The organism is Megasphaera jansseni, from assembly GCF_047974155.1.
Lineage (GTDB): Bacteria > Bacillota > Negativicutes > Veillonellales > Megasphaeraceae > Megasphaera.
On sequence record NZ_JBHYRR010000045.1, the window covers coordinates 1 to 17,799 of the forward strand.

Annotated in this window: 13 protein-coding genes; 7 read left to right on the forward strand and 6 right to left on the reverse strand. The window is 54.6% G+C overall.

Annotated features, from left to right (window positions below; genetic code table 11):
* Positions 1–16: 16 nt before the first annotated feature.
* The 5 genes from ACE418_RS12825 to ssnA form a co-directional block, all read right to left on the reverse strand.
* Entirely contained in the window at positions 17–289 is a 273-nt protein-coding gene (locus tag ACE418_RS12825) for an ESPR domain-containing protein (RefSeq protein ID WP_416450971.1), read from the reverse strand.
* A 200-nt stretch (positions 290–489) separates the two neighbouring features.
* Complete coding sequence (gene xdh / locus ACE418_RS12830; protein WP_416450972.1) at positions 490–3,183, reverse strand: selenium-dependent xanthine dehydrogenase; 2,694 nt, start codon at positions 3,181–3,183, stop codon at positions 490–492.
* 12 nt (positions 3,184–3,195) lie between these two features.
* On the reverse strand, positions 3,196–4,587 hold the full coding sequence (hydA, locus tag ACE418_RS12835) for a dihydropyrimidinase (RefSeq protein WP_416450973.1): 1,392 nt from the start codon (positions 4,585–4,587) through the stop codon (positions 3,196–3,198).
* Positions 4,588–4,602: 15 nt separating this feature from the next.
* The gene (ygfK, locus tag ACE418_RS12840) at positions 4,603–7,113 is read right to left on the reverse strand and encodes a putative selenate reductase subunit YgfK (protein ID WP_416450974.1); all 2,511 of its coding nucleotides are present in this window, start codon (positions 7,111–7,113) and stop codon (positions 4,603–4,605) included.
* Between the two features lie 13 nt (positions 7,114–7,126).
* Complete coding sequence (gene ssnA / locus ACE418_RS12845) at positions 7,127–8,464, reverse strand: putative aminohydrolase SsnA (RefSeq protein WP_416450975.1); 1,338 nt, start codon at positions 8,462–8,464, stop codon at positions 7,127–7,129.
* Between the two features lie 341 nt (positions 8,465–8,805).
* Here ssnA and ACE418_RS12850 point away from each other — a divergent pair, with 341 nt between their 5' ends.
* From ACE418_RS12850 to arcC, 5 genes are all read left to right on the forward strand, one after another.
* Positions 8,806–9,444: a helix-turn-helix transcriptional regulator gene (locus tag ACE418_RS12850; protein WP_416450976.1), complete on the forward strand. Its 639-nt coding sequence runs from the start codon at positions 8,806–8,808 to the stop codon at positions 9,442–9,444.
* A 211-nt stretch (positions 9,445–9,655) separates the two neighbouring features.
* Entirely contained in the window at positions 9,656–10,864 is a 1,209-nt protein-coding gene (dpaL, locus tag ACE418_RS12855; RefSeq protein WP_416450983.1) for a diaminopropionate ammonia-lyase, read from the forward strand.
* Positions 10,865–10,894: 30 nt separating this feature from the next.
* Positions 10,895–12,214, forward strand: coding sequence for a YgeY family selenium metabolism-linked hydrolase (locus ACE418_RS12860; protein WP_416450977.1), 1,320 nt, complete (start codon positions 10,895–10,897; stop codon positions 12,212–12,214).
* Positions 12,215–12,243: 29 nt separating this feature from the next.
* Positions 12,244–13,437 carry a knotted carbamoyltransferase YgeW gene (gene ygeW, locus ACE418_RS12865; RefSeq protein ID WP_416450978.1) on the forward strand — a complete coding sequence of 398 codons (1,194 nt, stop codon included), beginning with the start codon at positions 12,244–12,246 and terminating at the stop codon, positions 13,435–13,437.
* Between the two features lie 13 nt (positions 13,438–13,450).
* Positions 13,451–14,410, forward strand: coding sequence for a carbamate kinase (arcC, locus tag ACE418_RS12870; RefSeq protein WP_416450979.1), 960 nt, complete (start codon positions 13,451–13,453; stop codon positions 14,408–14,410).
* On the opposite strand, the gene ACE418_RS12875 is transcribed toward arcC, so the two are convergent.
* On the reverse strand, positions 14,389–15,270 hold the full coding sequence (locus tag ACE418_RS12875) for a LysR family transcriptional regulator (RefSeq protein WP_416450980.1): 882 nt from the start codon (positions 15,268–15,270) through the stop codon (positions 14,389–14,391). The genes arcC and ACE418_RS12875 overlap by 22 nt on opposite strands.
* A gap of 110 nt (positions 15,271–15,380) precedes the next feature.
* Here ACE418_RS12875 and ACE418_RS12880 point away from each other — a divergent pair, with 110 nt between their 5' ends.
* Entirely contained in the window at positions 15,381–16,265 is an 885-nt protein-coding gene (locus ACE418_RS12880) for a DMT family transporter (protein WP_416450981.1), read from the forward strand.
* Positions 16,266–16,321: 56 nt separating this feature from the next.
* Positions 16,322–16,693, forward strand: coding sequence for a hypothetical protein (locus ACE418_RS12885; protein ID WP_416450982.1), 372 nt, complete (start codon positions 16,322–16,324; stop codon positions 16,691–16,693).
* Positions 16,694–17,799 lie beyond the last annotated feature (1,106 nt).

The window sequence follows — 17,799 nt, forward strand, 5'->3', positions numbered from 1 at the left end:
ATGCTGGTGACTATGTCTATATGCCTATTATACCAGAAAGAGTTAGGTAATGTATATATGAGGGAGGTCCTACACTACCATACTGGACTTTGTCCCCAGCAGCCGCATACGCAGGAACTATTGCTGTACTCCCCAGCACCAGTGCCAGCATGACAGCCCGCGTCAGCCAAGCATATCTCTTCCGTCCATCATGGATGCCACCTTTGGCGTCATGATTTTTTGCTAATTCCGATACGACAATCCACGCAGATTTCGCTTTGCTCCAAATGACCTTAAATACCTTGTTCATTTCTTACACGTCCTTTTGCATTTTATTGTCATATTATGTTTATATTTTGTCTATAGCTATTATTATAATACAACTTATTGTGTCGCAAAAGGGATATAAAAAGAGGCTGTCGCATTAAGACAGCCTCTTTTAAGTGGTTAGTGGCTAGCAGGCGGCTTCAAATTTAAAGCCCTCTTCTACAAACTCTGTACTACAAACTTTTATTTCCTTTTCTTCCGGCTATACGGTGTCCCTTCTAAGGGCAATGTTGTCTGGAACTGGCCGTTCCATTTGTAATAGGCTCCGGCTACGGCCGGTGCCGTCGGGATGGATGTGATTTCGCCGACGCCGATAGCTCCATAGGCTACATCGACACCTTCTTTTTCGATGGGGATAGCTTCGACGTCCGGCGCTTTATCGGCCCGGAACAGACCCAGGGTCCCGAATTTCGCCATCGGTTTGCAGTGATCCAATGGATATTGTTCCGTCAAGGCGTAGCCGCAGCCCATGACGGTGCCGCCCTCAATCTGCCCTTCCAGGCTCTTGCGGTTGACGATGCGGCCGACGTCGTGGGCGGCGACCATCTTGCGGATGGTCCCGTCTTCGTTGAGGATGCAGACGTGGGTGGCATAGCCATAGGCGACGTGTGATACGGGATGAGGGACGTCTGCGCCCATCTTGTCGGTCTTGCCCAGGTATTCGCCGAGATATTCCCGGCCGTTAAGGACATCTAAGTCGCTATGGTTGAAACGGACCGCTGCTGTGGCCGGCGATTCTTTTTCTACCATTACGCCTTCCAGGTAGTCGCTGGCATGGCTCGTCTCTTCGTAAGGCAGGCCCTTGGCGGCAAAGAGGTCGCGCCGCAGCTGTACGGCGGCCCGTCGGGCGGCTTCGCCGGTCAGTGTCGTCTGCCGCGATCCCGACGTCGTTCCCGCATCGGGCGATGTCGCCGTATTGGGCATGTGCCACTTGATATCTTCAATGGGGAGTCCCGCCGCCTGGGATACCATCTGGACCAGGACCGTGCCAACGCCCTGGCCGATGCAGGAAGCCGACGAGTAAATGTGGACCCTATCGTCTTTGACGACCAGGCGGCAGCGGCCATAGTCAGGCAGGCCGACGCCGACGCCGGAGTTCTTCAAAGCACAGGCAATACCGACATACGGTCCGCTGTGATAGTACACGTCTTTAACGGCATCCAGCGTTTCCGCCAAGCCCGTCGACGGGTCGGCAATCTGGCCATTGGGCAGGACGTCACCGGGCCGGATGGCATTGCGATAGCGGATTTCCCACGGGTCGATACCGACCAGTTCAGCCAGTTTATTTAAGTTTAATTCCGTAGCAAAAATGGTCTGGGTGACGCCAAAGCCGCGGAAAGCACCGGCTGGCGGATTGTTGGTATAGACAGCCGTCCCGTCGATGTCGATAGTCTGATAATTATAAGGACCGGCAGCATGAGTACAGGCACGCTGGAGGACAGGGCCGCCCAAAGAGGCATAGGCGCCATTATCGGTGACGGCGACGAGCTTCATAGCCGTCAGCTTCCCATTTTCATCGCAAGCTGTCGTCATGTCCATGCTGAACTGATGACGTTTGGGATGGATGAGGATGCTTTCCTGACGTGTCAACTTCACTTTACATATCCGTTTACATACATAGGCAACGAGAGCAGCCAAATGCTGGACTGTCACGTCTTCCCGACCGCCGAAGCCGCCGCCGACAAAGCAGTTCTCGACAATGACTTTTTCTTCCGGCAATCCCAGCATGAGCGCCGTTTCCCGACGCGTATCGTAAATGCCCTGGTCTGACGAGTAGACGAAGACGCCATCATCAAAAGGCATGGCGACAGCACATTCCGGTTCCAGGAAAGCGTGTTCCGTCCACGGCGTTTCAAAGTGGTTCGTCACCTTATACTTCGAGGCGGCAATGACGGCATCGGCGTCGCCACGGACCAGGTGTTCATGGGCCAGGACGTTCGTACCGGCCGACGGGTGGACCAGCGGAGCCCCTTCTTTCAAAGCGTCAGCCGCACAGGTCAGAGCCGGCAGTTCTTCATATTCGATGTCGACGAGCTTCTTGGCCTGTGCCAGGATTTCCGGCGTTTCTGCGGCGACCAGGGCGATGGCGTCACCCAGGAAGTGCGTCGTCGAGCCGACGGGAATAAGCGTATCCCAGTCTGTCTTCAAATGACCGACTTTGACGGAACCGGGGATGTCGTCTGCCGTCAAGACACAGACGACGCCGGGCAGGGCCTTGGCCTTTTCCGTATGGATGGCTTTGACGACAGCCCGCGGATAGGCACTGCGGATGGCACTGCCATAACACATGCCGGGCAGGTCCACGGTATCCAGGTCATCCGTATATTTGCCAATGCCCAGGACTTTGGCCTTGACGTTGACGCGCTGACAGGGATCGCCGACGCCGCGGTAGCCGCCGCGGACGGGAAGAGGCTGGTCCGTGCGCAGCCACTCGGCGGCCATGGCGATGGCGTCGATGATTTTCTTATAACCCGTACAGCGGCAGATATTATTGCGGATGGCCGCGGCGATTTCCAGCCGCGATGGCGCCGGGTTGGCGTCGATGAGGGCCTTGCCGCACATGACCATGCCGGGGATGCAGAAGCCGCACTGGACGGCCCCAGCTTCGCCAAAGGCGTAGACGAAGACGTCTTTTTCCCGCTGTGACAGCCCTTCGACGGTCAACACGTGTTTACCGGCCATGCGGCTGACCTTTTGGACACAGGTCTTGGCCGCCTTGCCATCGATGACGACGGTACAAGTCCCGCAAGCCCCTTCACTACAACCATCCTTGACGGATTTCAGGCGCAGGTCGTTGCGCAGGACGTCGATGAGCTTGCGCTCTCCATCGGCTTCTATTTCATGGCCGTTTACCCATAGTTTACATATTTCACTCATAATGCCACCTTCCTAATGATCAAGATTATCTTTCATCGCGGACCGATGCAACAAAGTTCCATAGCCGCGTTTTCCACAGAATTGATTGTCTTGGGCGATGATTTCACCGCGAAGCAGGGTCAGTCGGATTTCCGCCTGGACCGTCATGCCTTCATAGGGCGAATAGCCGCAGGTCGTGTGCAGGTTTTCCTTAGCAAAAGTCCGCTTCCCTGCCGGGTCGATGAGGACGATGTCGGCATCGCTGCCGGGCAGCAGCGTCCCTTTGCGCGGGTAGAGGCCAAACATCCTGGCCACATTGGCACTGGTCACCTGGACGAAGCGTTCCAGCGTGAGCCGCCCTTTCAGGACGCCTTCACTGAACAGCAGGGGCATCCGTTCTTCGACGCCGGATATACCGCCGGGGCAATTCCGGAAATCGCTGACGTTCTCCTGTTTTTCTGCTATCGTGAAGGGACAGTGGTCCGTCGCTACGGTCTGGATAGTCCCATCGGCCAGGGCCTGCCACAAGGCCCGGTTGTCTTCCGTTTTCCGCAGCGGCGGCGCCAGCATGTATTTAATACCTTCCAAGGGGCCGCCGTGGCGGAATTTATCTTCTGTCAGCAATAAGTATTGCGGACACGTTTCACTGTAAATATGACGCTGGCCCTGGCGACGGGCCAGGCGCAGCTGCTCCAGGCTCTCATGAGCCGACGTGTGGACGATATAGACCGGCGCATCACCGCAAGCCCGGGCTGCGGCCAGGATATTGGCAACGGCCGAGGATTCGGCCACATTGGGGCGCGTCTTCGCCTGGCCGATGGGCTCGAGGTCCTGTGGCCCCAGGGAATCCCGCAGGACGTTGGTAATGCCGTCGCTTTCAGCATGGACTGCGAGCAGGCCGCCATGTTCCTTGATGACCGGCAGGAGCTGCATCAGTTCTTTTTCCCCGACAGGATAGCCATACGTCGTATAGGCTTTGAAACTGGGAAAGCCTTCGTCGATGAGCTGACCCAATTCCTGCAGGACCTGGTCATCGACGTGCTGGATGACGCCATGGAAGCTATAGTCGACCGGACAGGGAGCGGCCAATTTCCGGTACTGTTCAAAGGGATAGCGCAAGGAACAGCCGGCCGGGCCAAAGGCCATGTGGTCCAGGATGGTCGTCGTTCCACCGCAGGCCGCCGCCACGCCGCCGCTGTAAAAGTCATCGCAAGCGCGATACCGCGGTGACTGCTGCAGGTCCATATGGGTATGGGCGTCGATGCCGCCGGGGCAGACATAGAGTCCCTCGGCGTCGATGACCTGTTCATGACCGCTGTGGACGGCTTGGCCCAAGGCCTGGATCCGCCCATCCCGGATGGTGACGTCGGCCCGGAAGTGTTCACCTTCCAGGCAGACCGTCCCATGTTTGATGACGTAATCCATAGGATGCCCTTCTTTCTATTCACTCAACAGGTAATCGTAATCGCGGCAGACCGTTTCCATGAAGTTTCGCAGTTCTTCCGGGAGGGCTTCGTCGGCAGTCCCTAAGGTCGTCGTCCGGATTTCTCCATCCAGGCGGACTTTGCAGAAGCCGCTGGCCTTGTCAAGAACGGCAAAGCCCGGATTATCGCTGTGATTTAAATCGTCTTCATTGGCAAAGAGGGTAAATTTATCTTTATACGGCGCACCGCCCCAAGGACAGAAGGTCCGGCAGTTGCCACATTCATTGCACATGTAGTCGATATGGAGGATCTGGGCCTGCCTATGGCCAGGCACGGCGATAGCCACGTTAGCCCGGTTGGGACAGACTTCGGTACAGATCCCGCAGACGCTGTCGCAGTGGAGGCAGCGGTCGTCACAACCCGTTTCCGGCGCGGTTGCCAAGATGCCCCGCCGCAGGTAAACGTCGTTTACATCAGCCGGAATCAGGGTATCGACACTGGCCGTCTGGCCCAAAATGGCTTCGGCAGCCCGCTTGCCGTCGGCAATACATTCGACGACGGACGTCGTCTTGCCGTAATGGCCGTCGCCGATGATGGTCAGGCCTTCCAGGTCACCAGCCAGGGTATCGCCGATTTTCCCTTTGACGCCGCAGGCCGCCAGGATGACATCATAGCCCTGCAATTCGTTAAGCGAGGCAATGGTCTTGCCGACGACGAGATGGACGCCCATCTTTTCGATGAGGGCCACATCCCGGTCGATAGCTTCCGGTGAAATCTGCCCTTTCTTTTCACATAAGAAGGTCCGCACCAGGCCGCCAGGCTCATCATTCTTATCGAAGACGGTGACATCCAGACCGCCGCGGGCCAGGAAATAAGCGGCCGACAGACCGGCCGGACCGGCACCGATGACAGCGGCTTTTTTCCCATTGGACGGCGTGGCCTGCAAGGTCGTCATGACGCTGGCATAGCCTTTTTCAGCAGCTATCCGCTTATTGCGCCGGATGGCGACAGGGGCATCACAGAAATTGCGCGTACAGCTGTTCATGCAGGTATGATAGCAGACGATCCCCGTCGTAAAGGGCAGCGGGTTCTTTTCCAGGATAATCTGCAGGGCCTGGTCATATTTCCCGGCGGCGACGAGGTCCATATAGGCCGGAATGTCCTGATGGATGGGACAGGTCTGGCTGCACGGTGCCATGAAGCAGTCCATCATGGGCAGGGCCTGGTCGTTCTTGCGTTGCTGGGCCTTCGGATCCAGACGGGCATAATGGGCATCGCCCTGGGCCTTGGCCAGCAACGCATCCAGAGCCGTCACGTTTACACGAGTAAACGCCTGTCCACGCTGGCCTTCAAAACACTGTGCCAGCTGGGCAAAGCGTTCATAACCGCCGGGCTTGAGCAGCGTCGTCGCCACTGTGACCGGCCAGATGCCGGCCCGGACGATATCGTCGATATTGTGGGCATCAGCCCCACCGCTGTAAGAAATGCGCAGGCTGCCGTCAAAGGCTTCGCTCAGTTTCTTGGCTACATTCATGGACAGGAAGAAAAGGGGCTTGCCGGACATATACATTTCCGTCCCCGGCAATTCATGACGCGTAATGTCGACAGGGAAGGTATTGGTCAGTTTGACACCGAACAACAGGCCTTCGCCCTGGGCCGCTTCCTGCAGGCGCTTGAGCATGGGTACAGCATCGCTGTACTGCAAATCAGCCTTGAAATGGCTGTCATCGAAGACCATATGGCCATAGCCCAGGTCATCCATGCATTTCCGGACAAAGTCATAACCCAGTAAGGTCGGGTTGCACTTGACGAAGGTATTGAGGTGTTTTTCTTTCAGTAAATAACGGGCGATCCGTTCGATTTCATCAGGCGGACAGCCGTGCATGGTCGAGACCGTGACAGAATTGCAGATTTCTGCCGGAATGGCTTCGACGTCTTCGCGGCGGAGTTTCTGGAACCGGTCCAGATGAGCCAGGAGCCAGGCTTTACAGTCAGCAAAGACCGCCGTATGGGATGCATCTTTCAGGTTTTCGATGAACGAATCGATTTTCGCCGTCTGTATCCCTGCCAGGTCGTAGCCGACAGACATGTTGAACTGCATCCCGTCCGGACTCCCTAAACCATATTCGACGGCCATAACGTGGACCAGGAACCAGGCCTTGATATATTCTTCCAAAGCCTTGGGGACAGTCAGTTCCGTCGACCATTCGACGTTGTAACATTCATCATCGGCCTTGATACAGGGCTTGGGAACGGGCAGGTCTTCGCCATCGAGCTGCTGGACCGTCTTCAATTCAAAGAAACGTGCACCTGCGGCATAGCCGGCGGCGATATTCTGGGCCAGCTGGGTATGGGGACCGGCAGCCGGGCCAAAAGGCATTTCCAGCGGTCTGCCAAAGATAGTATACGTCCGGTCCGGGTCGGCCTGTAGGCGATGGTGGACGCCAAAAATCGTCCCCGACGGCGCTTCGGTCAGGACCCAGTTCATTAATTTTCCAAAGGGAATGGATGTCATGCGATCACTCATGATAGATTCCTCCTTATAAATATCCATTAATACGGCCGGCCAGGGTCGCTGCGCCTTCGCGGATCTTGGCCATCAGGGCTTCTTCATCGACGCCGGTGAGCTGGCGGTTTTCCATGAGGACTTTGCCGTTGGCAATAGTCGTGACGACGTCGTGGCCGTTCATGCCGAACAAGATATGGCCATTGATGTTTTCTTCATTCATCGGCGTCGGGGCGATGTAATCCATGACGATGACGTCGGCTGCGGCCCCTTCTTCCAGTACGCCTAAAGGCGTCTTGAAATAGCGGTTGGCCATGGCCGCATTATTATAGAACAGCATCTGCGGTACTTCGGCCCAGGCGGCCGTAGCGTCGCAGAGATAATGCTTGTGCAGGATGTTGGCGACCTTGTAGGACTCAATCATATCGTGAGTATAGCCATCGGTCCCCAAGCCGGTCAGGATACCGCGGTGGACCATGTCCATCGTCGGCGGGCAGCCACAGGCATTGCCCATGTTCGATTCCGGATTGTGGACGACCATCGTATCCGTCGCCTTGATGAGGTCCATTTCATGGGGATTGACGTGGATGCAGTGGCCGAGCAGCGTCTTCGCTCCTAAGATGTTCCAGTCATAAAGGCGGTCGATGATGCGTTTGCTGTATTTCTTCAGGCAATCCTGCAAGTCTTCGATGCCTTCGGCGACGTGGATGTGGTAGCCTACGCCGTCCGGTTTGTGTTCAGCTGCCAGGGCCATTGTTTCGTCGCTGATGGTGAACTGGGCATGCATGCCCATCATGCCGGCGATCATGTCCGTCGTGTCGGCCTGAGCATGGCGGATCCAGGCTTCGTTTTCCAGGACCGCCTGACGGGCTTTGTCCTTGCCGTCGCGGTCGGAAACTTCATAACAGAGGCAGGAACGGACGCCCAGTTCCTGGGCCGCCTGGCCGATGGCAAAGAGGCTGTCCTTGATTTCGCCAAAGCTGGCATGATGGTCGAAGACCGTCGTCACGCCGTTCTTGATACATTCGACATACGTTTCCATGGCGCTCAAATAAGTCAAGTCGTTGGTCAAGTGACGGTCGATGTTCCACCACAGGCCGTCGAGGATGTCCAGGAAGCCCTTGGGCGCATAGCCGTCGATATTCATGCCCCGGGCCATGGCGCTGTAAATATGTTCATGGACATTGATGAAAGCCGGCATGATGACGCCGCCCTTAGCATCGATAAAGGCAGCTTCCGGATAGGCCTGGCGGATGTCCGCCGTCTGGCCGACGCGGCAGATTTTTGTACCATCTATGGCTACGGCTCCATCAGGAAAATATTGATTCTTTGCGTCGCGAGTAACGACGTGGCCATTTCCGATGATTAACATATGAATTACCTCCTTCTAATATATGTGTAAAACAGAATCTGTTATGTATTTTGCGTTTTATTCATGATGTTTTTGCCATTTTCGTATCTATATTAATAGTACCTTCTTCCGACTTGCCCGTCAATTTTTTTTAAGTCTAAAAATTTTTTATCATCTTTTTGTTATAACCCGAATGGAAAGATGTTTTTTCGACATACCTCTTTTTGCCTTAAAACCGTTGATTTATCCCGAAAATATGATATATTAACAGTACCTAAAAAATTTTTAGCAGATGAGCTAATAAACTGTTTTGACCATATGCATATGATATAATAGTTGTTTTATGAGAGAGGGGTGCTCCTATGTTAAATGATGTTGTACTCAATTTTTTACGTCATTTAGCCAAAGGCCTGGCCGACCAATTCGGCCCGAACTGTGAAATCGTCATCCATGACCTGAGCGATAATTACAAAGAAAATTCCATCGTCGCCATCGAAAACGGCCACGTCACCAACCGCAAAGTCGGCGATGGCCCGTCCATGGCCGTCCTCGATGCCCTGCACAGCAATCCCGACAAGCTCCAGGACCATACGAGTTACCTGACCAAGACCAAAGACGGCCGCATCCTCAAATCGACGACCATTTACATCCGCGATGAAAAGCAAAAAGTCATCGGCATCTTTTCCATCAACTACGACATCACCGAACTGATGATGGTCGAAAACGCCATCAAACCGCTCATTTCGGTGACTTCCAAAGAAGAACAGGTCAGCCCGATTCCTCAGAATGTCACGGACCTCTTGAACGAACTCATTGAAGAATCGACGCGCCAGGTCGGAAAGCCCGTCCCCCTCATGACCCGCGAAGACAAGATCAAAGCCATCAAATTCCTCAACGACCGCGGGGCCCTGCTGATCACCAAGGCCGGTGACAAAATATCCAAGCACTTCGGCATCTCCAAATACACCCTGTACAGCTACATCGATAGCGGAGAAGAGTGAGGAAAAGAGGCTGTCTTAATGCGACAGCCTCTTTTTCTATGCCCAAATGTAACAGTTCCCTTTCTGGTATTGCAAAAAAAGTGTAGATGCCTAACAAATTGTTAGTCCATTTCTATTGAAAATCTGCAAGGTCATGTTATACTCTAAGTATACAAAAACTTTTAGATTTACTAAAATATTTTTTTCAGTTTATCTTTAGGAGGTACGGATGATGAAGAAAGATATGAAATGGGCTATGAACCAGCTGCCCAAATCAGACGATAAAAATCTGCCGATTATGTCCCTCAGCGAAGTCGCCAAGGCCCGGGCATTCCATCAGAGTTTTCCGCAATACAGTGAAACGCCGCTGACCCGGCTCACGCAGATGGCCCGCTACTTAGGCGTCGGTTCGATTTTTATCAAAGACGAATCGTACCGCTTCGGCCTCAATGCCTTCAAAGTCCTGGGCGGTTCCTATTCTATGGCTAAGTACATCGCTAAAGAAACGCACCGTGATGTATCAGATATGCCTTATGACGTCCTGACGTCAGCCGAGCTCCGCCAGGAATTCGGCCAGGCCACGTTCTTCACGGCTACCGACGGCAACCACGGCCGCGGCGTCGCCTGGGCCGCCCAGAAGCTGGGCCAGAAGGCCGTCGTCCACATGCCCAAAGGCACGACCCATACGCGGCTGGAAAACATCAAGAAGCTCGGCGCCGACGTCGACATCCTCGACCTCAACTACGACGATTGCGTCCGCCAGGCCGCCAAAGAAGCCGCCGCTACGCCGCACGGTGTCATGGTCCAGGATACGGCATGGGACGGCTATGAAGAAATCCCGTCGTGGATCATGCAGGGCTACGGCACGATGGCCATGGAAGCCGGCGAACAGCTGAAAGCCCAGGGCGTTGCACGACCGACGCACATCTTCGTCCAGGCCGGTGTCGGCTCCCTGGCTGGTGCCGTCGTCGGGTACTTCACCAACCTCTATAAAGACAATCCGCCGAAATTCATCGTCGTCGAAGCGTCGGCCGCAGCCTGCCTCTACAAAGGGGCCGCAGCCGGTGACGGCAAGCCCCGCATCGTCGGCGGCGACCTGAATACCATCATGGCCGGCCTGGCCTGTGGTGAACCGAACACCATTTCCTGGGATATCCTCAAGAACCATGTGACGACCTTCATCGCAGCCGATGACCCCATCACGGTACGTGGGATGCGTATGCTGGCAGCGCCCCTCAAAGGCGATGCCCCTATCGTCTCCGGTGAATCCGGCGCCGTCCCCTTCGGCACCTTAGCCACCATCATGTTATCCGACGAATGTAAGGATTTGCGCGCTGAACTCGGCCTCGACAATCGTTCCCAGATTCTGGTCTTCTCGACAGAAGGCGACACGGATCCGGAACGCTATAAGAACATCGTCTGGCGCGGTTTAAATAAGTAAAACATTATATAAGATATAGGAGTGATTTCCATGACAGTACCGTACGAAAAAATCAAAGAAGCTGCCAAAGGCTATGAACAGGATATGACCCGCTTCCTCCGGGACATCGTCAAATTTCCCGGAGAAAGCTGCGGCGAAAAGGAGCACATCGACCGCATTGCCGAAGAAATGCGCAAACTCGATTTTGACAAGGTAGAAATCGACCCCATGGGCAACGTCCTGGGCTACATGGGCACCGGCAAGACCCTCATCGGCTTCGACGCCCACATTGATACCGTTGGCATCGGCAACAAGGCCAACTGGAAATTCGACCCCTACGAAGGCTTTGAATCGGAAACGGAAATCGGCGGCCGCGGCACATCGGACCAGCTCGGCGGCATCGTCTCCGCCGTCTACGGCGCCCGCATCATGAAAGACCTGGGCCTCTTGTCCGATAAGTACACCGTCCTGGTCACGGGTACGGTCCAGGAAGAAGACTGCGACGGCTTATGCTGGCAGTACATCATCAACGAATACAAGATCCGTCCGGAATTCGTCGTCTCCACAGAACCGACGGACGGCGGCATCTACCGCGGCCAGCGGGGACGCATGGAAATCCGCATCGACGTCCAGGGCGTTTCCTGCCACGGCAGTGCCCCCGAACGCGGAGACAACGCCATTTACAAGATGGCCGATATCCTCCAGGACGTACGGGCCCTCAACGAAAACGACGCAGCCGACACGACAGGAATCAAAGGGCTGGTCAAGATGCTCGACAAGAAATACAATCCCGAATGGGAAGAAGCCAACTTCCTCGGCCGCGGTACGGTCACGTGCTCCCAGATTTTCTACACCTCACCGAGCCGCTGCGCCGTCGCCGATTCCTGTGCCGTCTCTCTCGACCGCCGCATGACCGCCGGTGAAACCTGGCAGAGCTGCCTCGATGAAATCCGCGCCCTGCCGAGTGTCCAGAAATACGGGGACGATGTCAAAGTCAGCATGTACGAATACGCCCGCCCGAGCTACACCGGCCTGACCTACCCCATCGAATGTTACTTCCCGACGTGGCTCATCCCGAAAGACCATAAAGTCACGAAAGCCCTGGAAGAAGCCTATACATCCCTCTTTGGCGACAGCCGCATCGGTGCTGCCGAAACGGAAACCATGCGTAAAGCCCGCCCCTTGACGGATAAATGGACCTTCTCGACCAACGGCGTTTCCATCATGGGCCGCAACGGTATCCCCGTCATCGGCTTCGGTCCCGGCGCAGAAGCCCAGGCCCATGCACCGAACGAAAAGACGTGGAAACAGGACCTCGTCACTTGTGCCGCCGTCTACGCCGCACTGCCTTCGGTATACACCGACAAATAATCAATCAAGATATAAAAGGAGACTGACTTATGAAAACCTTACAGGACTACATCGATAAATTAAAGGCCCTCAACTTCAAAGATATGTATGAAAACGACTTTTTCCTCACTTGGGACAAGACCGATGACGAACTGGAAGCCATCTGGGTCCTGGCCGATGCCCTCCGCTTCATGCGGGAACACAACATTTCCACGAAAATCTTTGAAAGCGGCTTAGGCATTTCCATTTTCCGCGACAACTCGACGCGGACCCGCTTCTCCTTCGCCTCGGCCTGCAACCTCTTAGGTCTGCAGGTCCAGGACCTGGACGAAAAGAAGAGCCAGATTGCTCACGGCGAAACGGTCCGGGAAACGGCCAACATGATTTCCTTCATGGCCGACGTCATCGGCATCCGCGACGACATGTACATCGGCAAAGGCCATGCCTACCAGAAAGAAGTCGTCGACTCCGTCACCCAGGGCTATAAAGACGGCATCCTCGAACAGAAACCAACCTTGGTCAACCTCCAGTGCGATATCGACCATCCGACTCAGTGTATGGCCGACGCCGCCCACATCATCCACGAAATGGGCGGCCTGGAAAACCTGAAGGGCAAAAAAATCGCCATGACCTGGGCTTACTCCCCGTCCTATGGCAAACCCCTCTCGGTCCCACAAGGCGTCATCGGCCTCATGACCCGCCTGGGCATGGACGTCGTCCTGGCTCATCCCGAAGGCTATGAAGTCATGCCCGACGTCGTCGACGTCGCCAAAAAGAACGCTGAAAAATCGGGCGGTTCCTTCCGCATCACCCACGACATGGCCGACGCTTTCAAAGACGCCGACGTCGTCTATCCCAAGAGCTGGGCACCCTTTGCCGCCATGGAAAAGCGGACCGAGCTCTATGCCGCTGGCGACCAGGCTGGTATCGACGCCCTGGAAAAGGAACTGCTGGCCCAGAACGCCCAGCACAAAGACTGGTGCTGTACGGAAGAATTGATGAAGACGACGAAAGACGGCAAAGCCATGTACCTCCACTGCCTTCCGGCCGACATCAACGGCGTCAGCTGTGAAGATGGCGAAGTCGAAGCTTCCGTGTTCGACCGCTACCGCGATTCTCTCTATAAAGAAGCCAGCTACAAACCCTATGTCATCGCTGCCATGATTATGCTGGCTAAATGCCAGGATCCGACTCAGACGCTGAAGGCCCTGGAAGAACGGGGCATCCTGCGCAGAATGAAATAACAGGAGACGTATTATGACCGAGAAAAAGAAACGTATCGTCATTGCCCTTGGCGGCAATGCCCTGGGAAATACCCTCCCCGAACAGATGATGGCCGTTAAAACGACAGCCAAGGCCATCGTCGACCTCATCCAGGAAGGCTGTGAAGTCATCGTCGCCCATGGCAACGGCCCTCAGGTCGGTATGATCAACCATGCCATGGCCGCCCTGAGCCGGGAAGACCCGAACCAGCCCAACACGCCGCTGTCGGTCTGTGTCGCCATGAGCCAGGCTTATATCGGCTACGACTTGCAGAACGCCCTGCGCGAAGAAATGTACAACCGCGACATCTTCGACATCCCCGTTGCCACCATGGTCACCCAGGTCCGCGTCGATCCGGAAGACCCGGCCTTCAAGGATCCGTCGAAGCCCATCGGCCATTTCATGACTAAAGAACAGGCGGAATACGCCGCCAAAGAATACGGCTATATCGTCAAGGAAGATGCCGGCCGGGGCTGGCGCCGCGTCGTCGCTTCACCGCTGCCCCAGGAAATCATCGAAATCGGGGCCATCCAGACCCTCGTCGATTCCGGCCAGCTGGTCATCGCCTGTGGTGGCGGCGGCATCCCCGTCATGCGCCACGGCAACCACCTCAAAGGGGCCAGTGCCGTCATCGACAAGGATTTTGCCAGCGAACGGTTAGCCGAAGACCTCCATGCCGACTACCTCATCATCCTGACAGCCGTGGAAAAAGTCGCCATCCACTTCGGCCAGGCGAACGAACAGTGGCTGTCGGAAATGACCACCGACCAAGCCCGGCAGTACATGGCCCAGGGAGAATTCGCCCCCGGCTCGATGCTGCCCAAAGTCCAGGCAGCTGTCAAATTCGCTGAATCCCGTCCCGGCCGGACGGCCCTAATTACACTGCTCCAGAAAGCCAAAGAAGGCATCCTCGGGCAGACCGGCACCCGTATTTATCGAGGCGCAAGGATTTGACTGATTCCCTGTTGCACGTAGTGGATGAATTTCTTGACTGCCGGCGACGCTCCCTCCCGACTGGGAATAGCAATGCCAATAGTAATCATATGGGGCGGATCCATGGGAAGGATGGCCACGCGGCCCTGCCACTGTGCCGTCATGAGGCGATTATTCATGCTGACGCCCAATCCGGCTTCGACCATACGATACGTCGTATAGTTATCGATGGCCGTATACCGCGTTTCATAAGAAATATGTTCTTCCTTGAGAATCCGGACGACATCCGTATCTTGCTGGGGCAGCGGTTCGATGAACGATTCATGACATAACTGCTTCAACGGGTAGGCCTCCGCTTGTGCCAAGGGATGATTTTCCGGAAGCCACATGACCATTTCATCTTCACATAAGGGAATCCAGTCCCCGGAAAAAGGGCGCCACGTCGTGATACAGCAGTCGAAGCGCCCTTCTTCCAACCCATCGTACATCACTTTATTAGCGCACTCTTCAATATGGACGTGAACTGCCGGATAGGCCTGTTGAAAAGCCTGTATGATCTGTGGCAGCCAGTTAGCGGCTACGCTGAAATAAGAGCCAATGTAAATATCCCCGGCCGTTAATCCCCGAATCTGGGCACTGTACTGCAAAAGGGCATCTTCATCGCGGATGAGGCGGCGCAAGTAAGGCAGCATCGCCTGTCCTTCGCGGGTCAGATAAATGCCCTGCGCCGTCCGCCCCAGCAGGGGAAACCCGATTTCTTTTTCCAGTGATGCAATAGACCGCATGACGCCAGACGGAGTATAGCCTAACCGCTCTGCGGCTGCCGAAAAACTTCCGGCCTGGATGACCTGAAGCAGAAGCCTGCATTTTTCTGTATTCATGTATATCACCTTTGCTTTTTTATCAAAACTATATATATTATTTTGCTATTCTCTCCATACTACTTTTATCGTATCATAAAAGTAAGAAAAAAGTAAGGAGGGACTTTTTTATGAAACAAAGAAATGCCGAAATACTGCTCATCATTGTCATTGCGTCCCGTAGTATTTCCTATATTTTATCTAAAATTGGTCTGAATGGGATTCCTCCATTAGAATTACTGGCCATCCGCTTTGCTTTGACGACGGTTATTCTGCTGCTGCTCTTTCATCGCCGCCTTCCCCAGCTGACACGTCAATTATGGAAAGCTGCCGGCCTCTTAGGGACCTTCCTCTTTGCCTGCATGGCCTGTGAACTCATCAGCTTGACGACCATTCCCTCTTCAACAGCAGCCTTCCTGGAAAATACATCCGCCGTCTGGGTGCTGATCTTAATGGCCATCATCAGCCGTCATTGGCCGAAGAAAAAGGTCCTGACAGCGACGGCACTGCTCCTGGTCGGCATCGCCTGCCTCACCTTGCAAGGCTCCACCTTCAGCCTGGCACCGGGAGAAGCCATCTGCCTGGCAGGGTCCCTCTTTTATGCGGCTTGGATTTGCCTGACCGCCCGGCTAGCCCGGCAATACGATCCGTTGCTGCTGGGAATCGTACAGATGGGTTTTCTGGCAGTGTACAGCACGTTAGGAATGATGGTATTTGAAACGACGGCCATGCCGACAGATACGACGACATGGGGTGCCATCCTGGCCTTGGTCTTCATCTGTTCGGTCTTTGGCTTTACCTTCCAGCCCGTTGCCCAGAAGTATACCAGTGCCGAAAAAGCCGGCTTGTTCACCGCCCTGAACCCGCTCATTGCAGCTGTCCTGGGAGCTATCTTTTTAGGAGAAATCTTTACGCCTATCCAACTCGCCGGGGCTATCTGCATCCTCTTAGGTATCATCATCGTTCAACTGCCCGAAAAATATCTATGCAAGACGCATCCCTGTCAAAATAGCTGACTGCCACCTTGACAAAACACCTCCGTCCAGCCTATGCTGAAAACGGAGGTGTTTTTATGAAAAAAAACTGGCTAATCGCAGCAGGAATCCTGGGAATGTTATGGATTCCCGGCATGACAGGGGCCCAGGAAGAGACCGTATGGCAGGACTTATATTATACCCGTCAACAAAAAAAAGACCTCATCATCAGTTCGGATGACAAGGTTCCTCATTCTTTCTACGGTTTGCAAATAGGCGACAAAAAAAGCGACGCTTTGAAAAAACTGTACCCAGCCTTCAAATTCATGTACGAACTCAAAGCCATCGGCAACGAATACCTCTTGTCCGACCTCGTATATCCAGATTATTACCTGACCATCATGTTTGATGAAAACGACCGGGTATTCATGATGATATATCAAGAAAACAAAAAATACGAATTGCTGTAGAATGGCGTTCAAAGAAAACGCCATTCGCAGGCCGCCGGTCTCAGTTAGCAGGCGGTCCGCCGGACCGTGATGGCCGATATTCATTTACATCGCCTGTATGCGATATCGTAGGGGATGTCCTGTCAAGGCGTCCCGTTGTGGGAATTCCGTAAAATGCTATACAGAAAAAACGTCATTCGCTGTTAGCAGTTAGCTTGATAGCCGCAGTCCTGAGGACTGCACCGTAGGGGCTTGCACGTGGCAAGCCCGCTATGACTATGTGAGCATAACGTATGCTTGATATATGTGCGTGTTTTCCTGTATCGCCTGTCATGTATGGCGTGTACATTACATTACAGGCGGGCCGCCAAAGGCTCCCTTTATAGGGGAGCTGACCGCCAAAGGCGGTCTGAGAGGTTAAAGATCGGCCCCTACAAACCCCAGGGGACCCTGGTCGGATAGGAAGCCGCGCATTTCCTACTAGCCACGAACCACTAACAACGAACAACAAAAAAGCACTGCCGGTTGTCCCACCTATCCCGCCGAATCGAGGCTTCTGCTATCTGTCTGGATACTTTCACTCCATCAGGTCTCGAAATTCGGCATAAGCGACTCACTCGGTTTTGCGCGTCGCAGGCTCCTTCAAAACCGGTTCCCTGCTTATCCCAGGGAACCCTGGTCGGATAGGAAGCCGCTCATTCCCTACGAGCCACGAACCACTAACAACGAACAACAAAAAAGCACTAGCGGTTGTCCCACCTCTCCTGCCGAATCAAGGCTTCTGCTATCTGTCTGTATACTTTCACTCCATCAGGTCTCGAGATTCGGCATAAGCGACTCACTCGGTTTTGCGCGTCGCAGGCTCCTTCAAAACCGGTTCGCTGCTTATCCCAGGGAACCCTGGTCGGATAGGAAGCCGCGCATTTCCTACTAGCCACGAACCACTAACAACGAACAACAAAAAAGCACTAGCGGTTGTCCCACCTCTCCTGCCGAATCAAGGCTTCTGCTATCTGTCTGTATACTTTCACTCCATCAGGTCTCGAGATTCGGCATAAGCGACTCACTCGGTTTTGCGCGTCGCAGGCTCCTTCAAAACCGGTTCCCTGCTTATCCCAGGGGACCCT

Bases quoted from the DNA above. Each gene is read 5' to 3' on its own strand.
- hydA (WP_416450973.1), bottom strand. From the start codon at position 4,587: ATGGATTACGTCATCAAACATGGGACGGTCTGCCTGGAAGGTGAACAC.
- ACE418_RS12860 (WP_416450977.1), top strand. From the start codon at position 10,895: ATGACAGTACCGTACGAAAAAATCAAAGAAGCTGCCAAAGGCTATGAA.
- ygeW (WP_416450978.1), top strand. From the start codon at position 12,244: ATGAAAACCTTACAGGACTACATCGATAAATTAAAGGCCCTCAACTTC.
- ACE418_RS12880 (WP_416450981.1), top strand. From the start codon at position 15,381: ATGAAACAAAGAAATGCCGAAATACTGCTCATCATTGTCATTGCGTCC.
- xdh (WP_416450972.1), bottom strand. From the start codon at position 3,183: ATGAGTGAAATATGTAAACTATGGGTAAACGGCCATGAAATAGAAGCC.
- ACE418_RS12875 (WP_416450980.1), bottom strand. From the start codon at position 15,270: ATGAATACAGAAAAATGCAGGCTTCTGCTTCAGGTCATCCAGGCCGGA.
- ygfK (WP_416450974.1), bottom strand. From the start codon at position 7,113: ATGAGTGATCGCATGACATCCATTCCCTTTGGAAAATTAATGAACTGG.
- arcC (WP_416450979.1), top strand. From the start codon at position 13,451: ATGACCGAGAAAAAGAAACGTATCGTCATTGCCCTTGGCGGCAATGCC.
- ACE418_RS12825 (WP_416450971.1), bottom strand. From the start codon at position 289: ATGAACAAGGTATTTAAGGTCATTTGGAGCAAAGCGAAATCTGCGTGG.
- dpaL (WP_416450983.1), top strand. From the start codon at position 9,656: ATGAAGAAAGATATGAAATGGGCTATGAACCAGCTGCCCAAATCAGAC.
- ACE418_RS12885 (WP_416450982.1), top strand. From the start codon at position 16,322: ATGAAAAAAAACTGGCTAATCGCAGCAGGAATCCTGGGAATGTTATGG.
- ssnA (WP_416450975.1), bottom strand. From the start codon at position 8,464: ATGTTAATCATCGGAAATGGCCACGTCGTTACTCGCGACGCAAAGAAT.
- ACE418_RS12850 (WP_416450976.1), top strand. From the start codon at position 8,806: ATGTTAAATGATGTTGTACTCAATTTTTTACGTCATTTAGCCAAAGGC.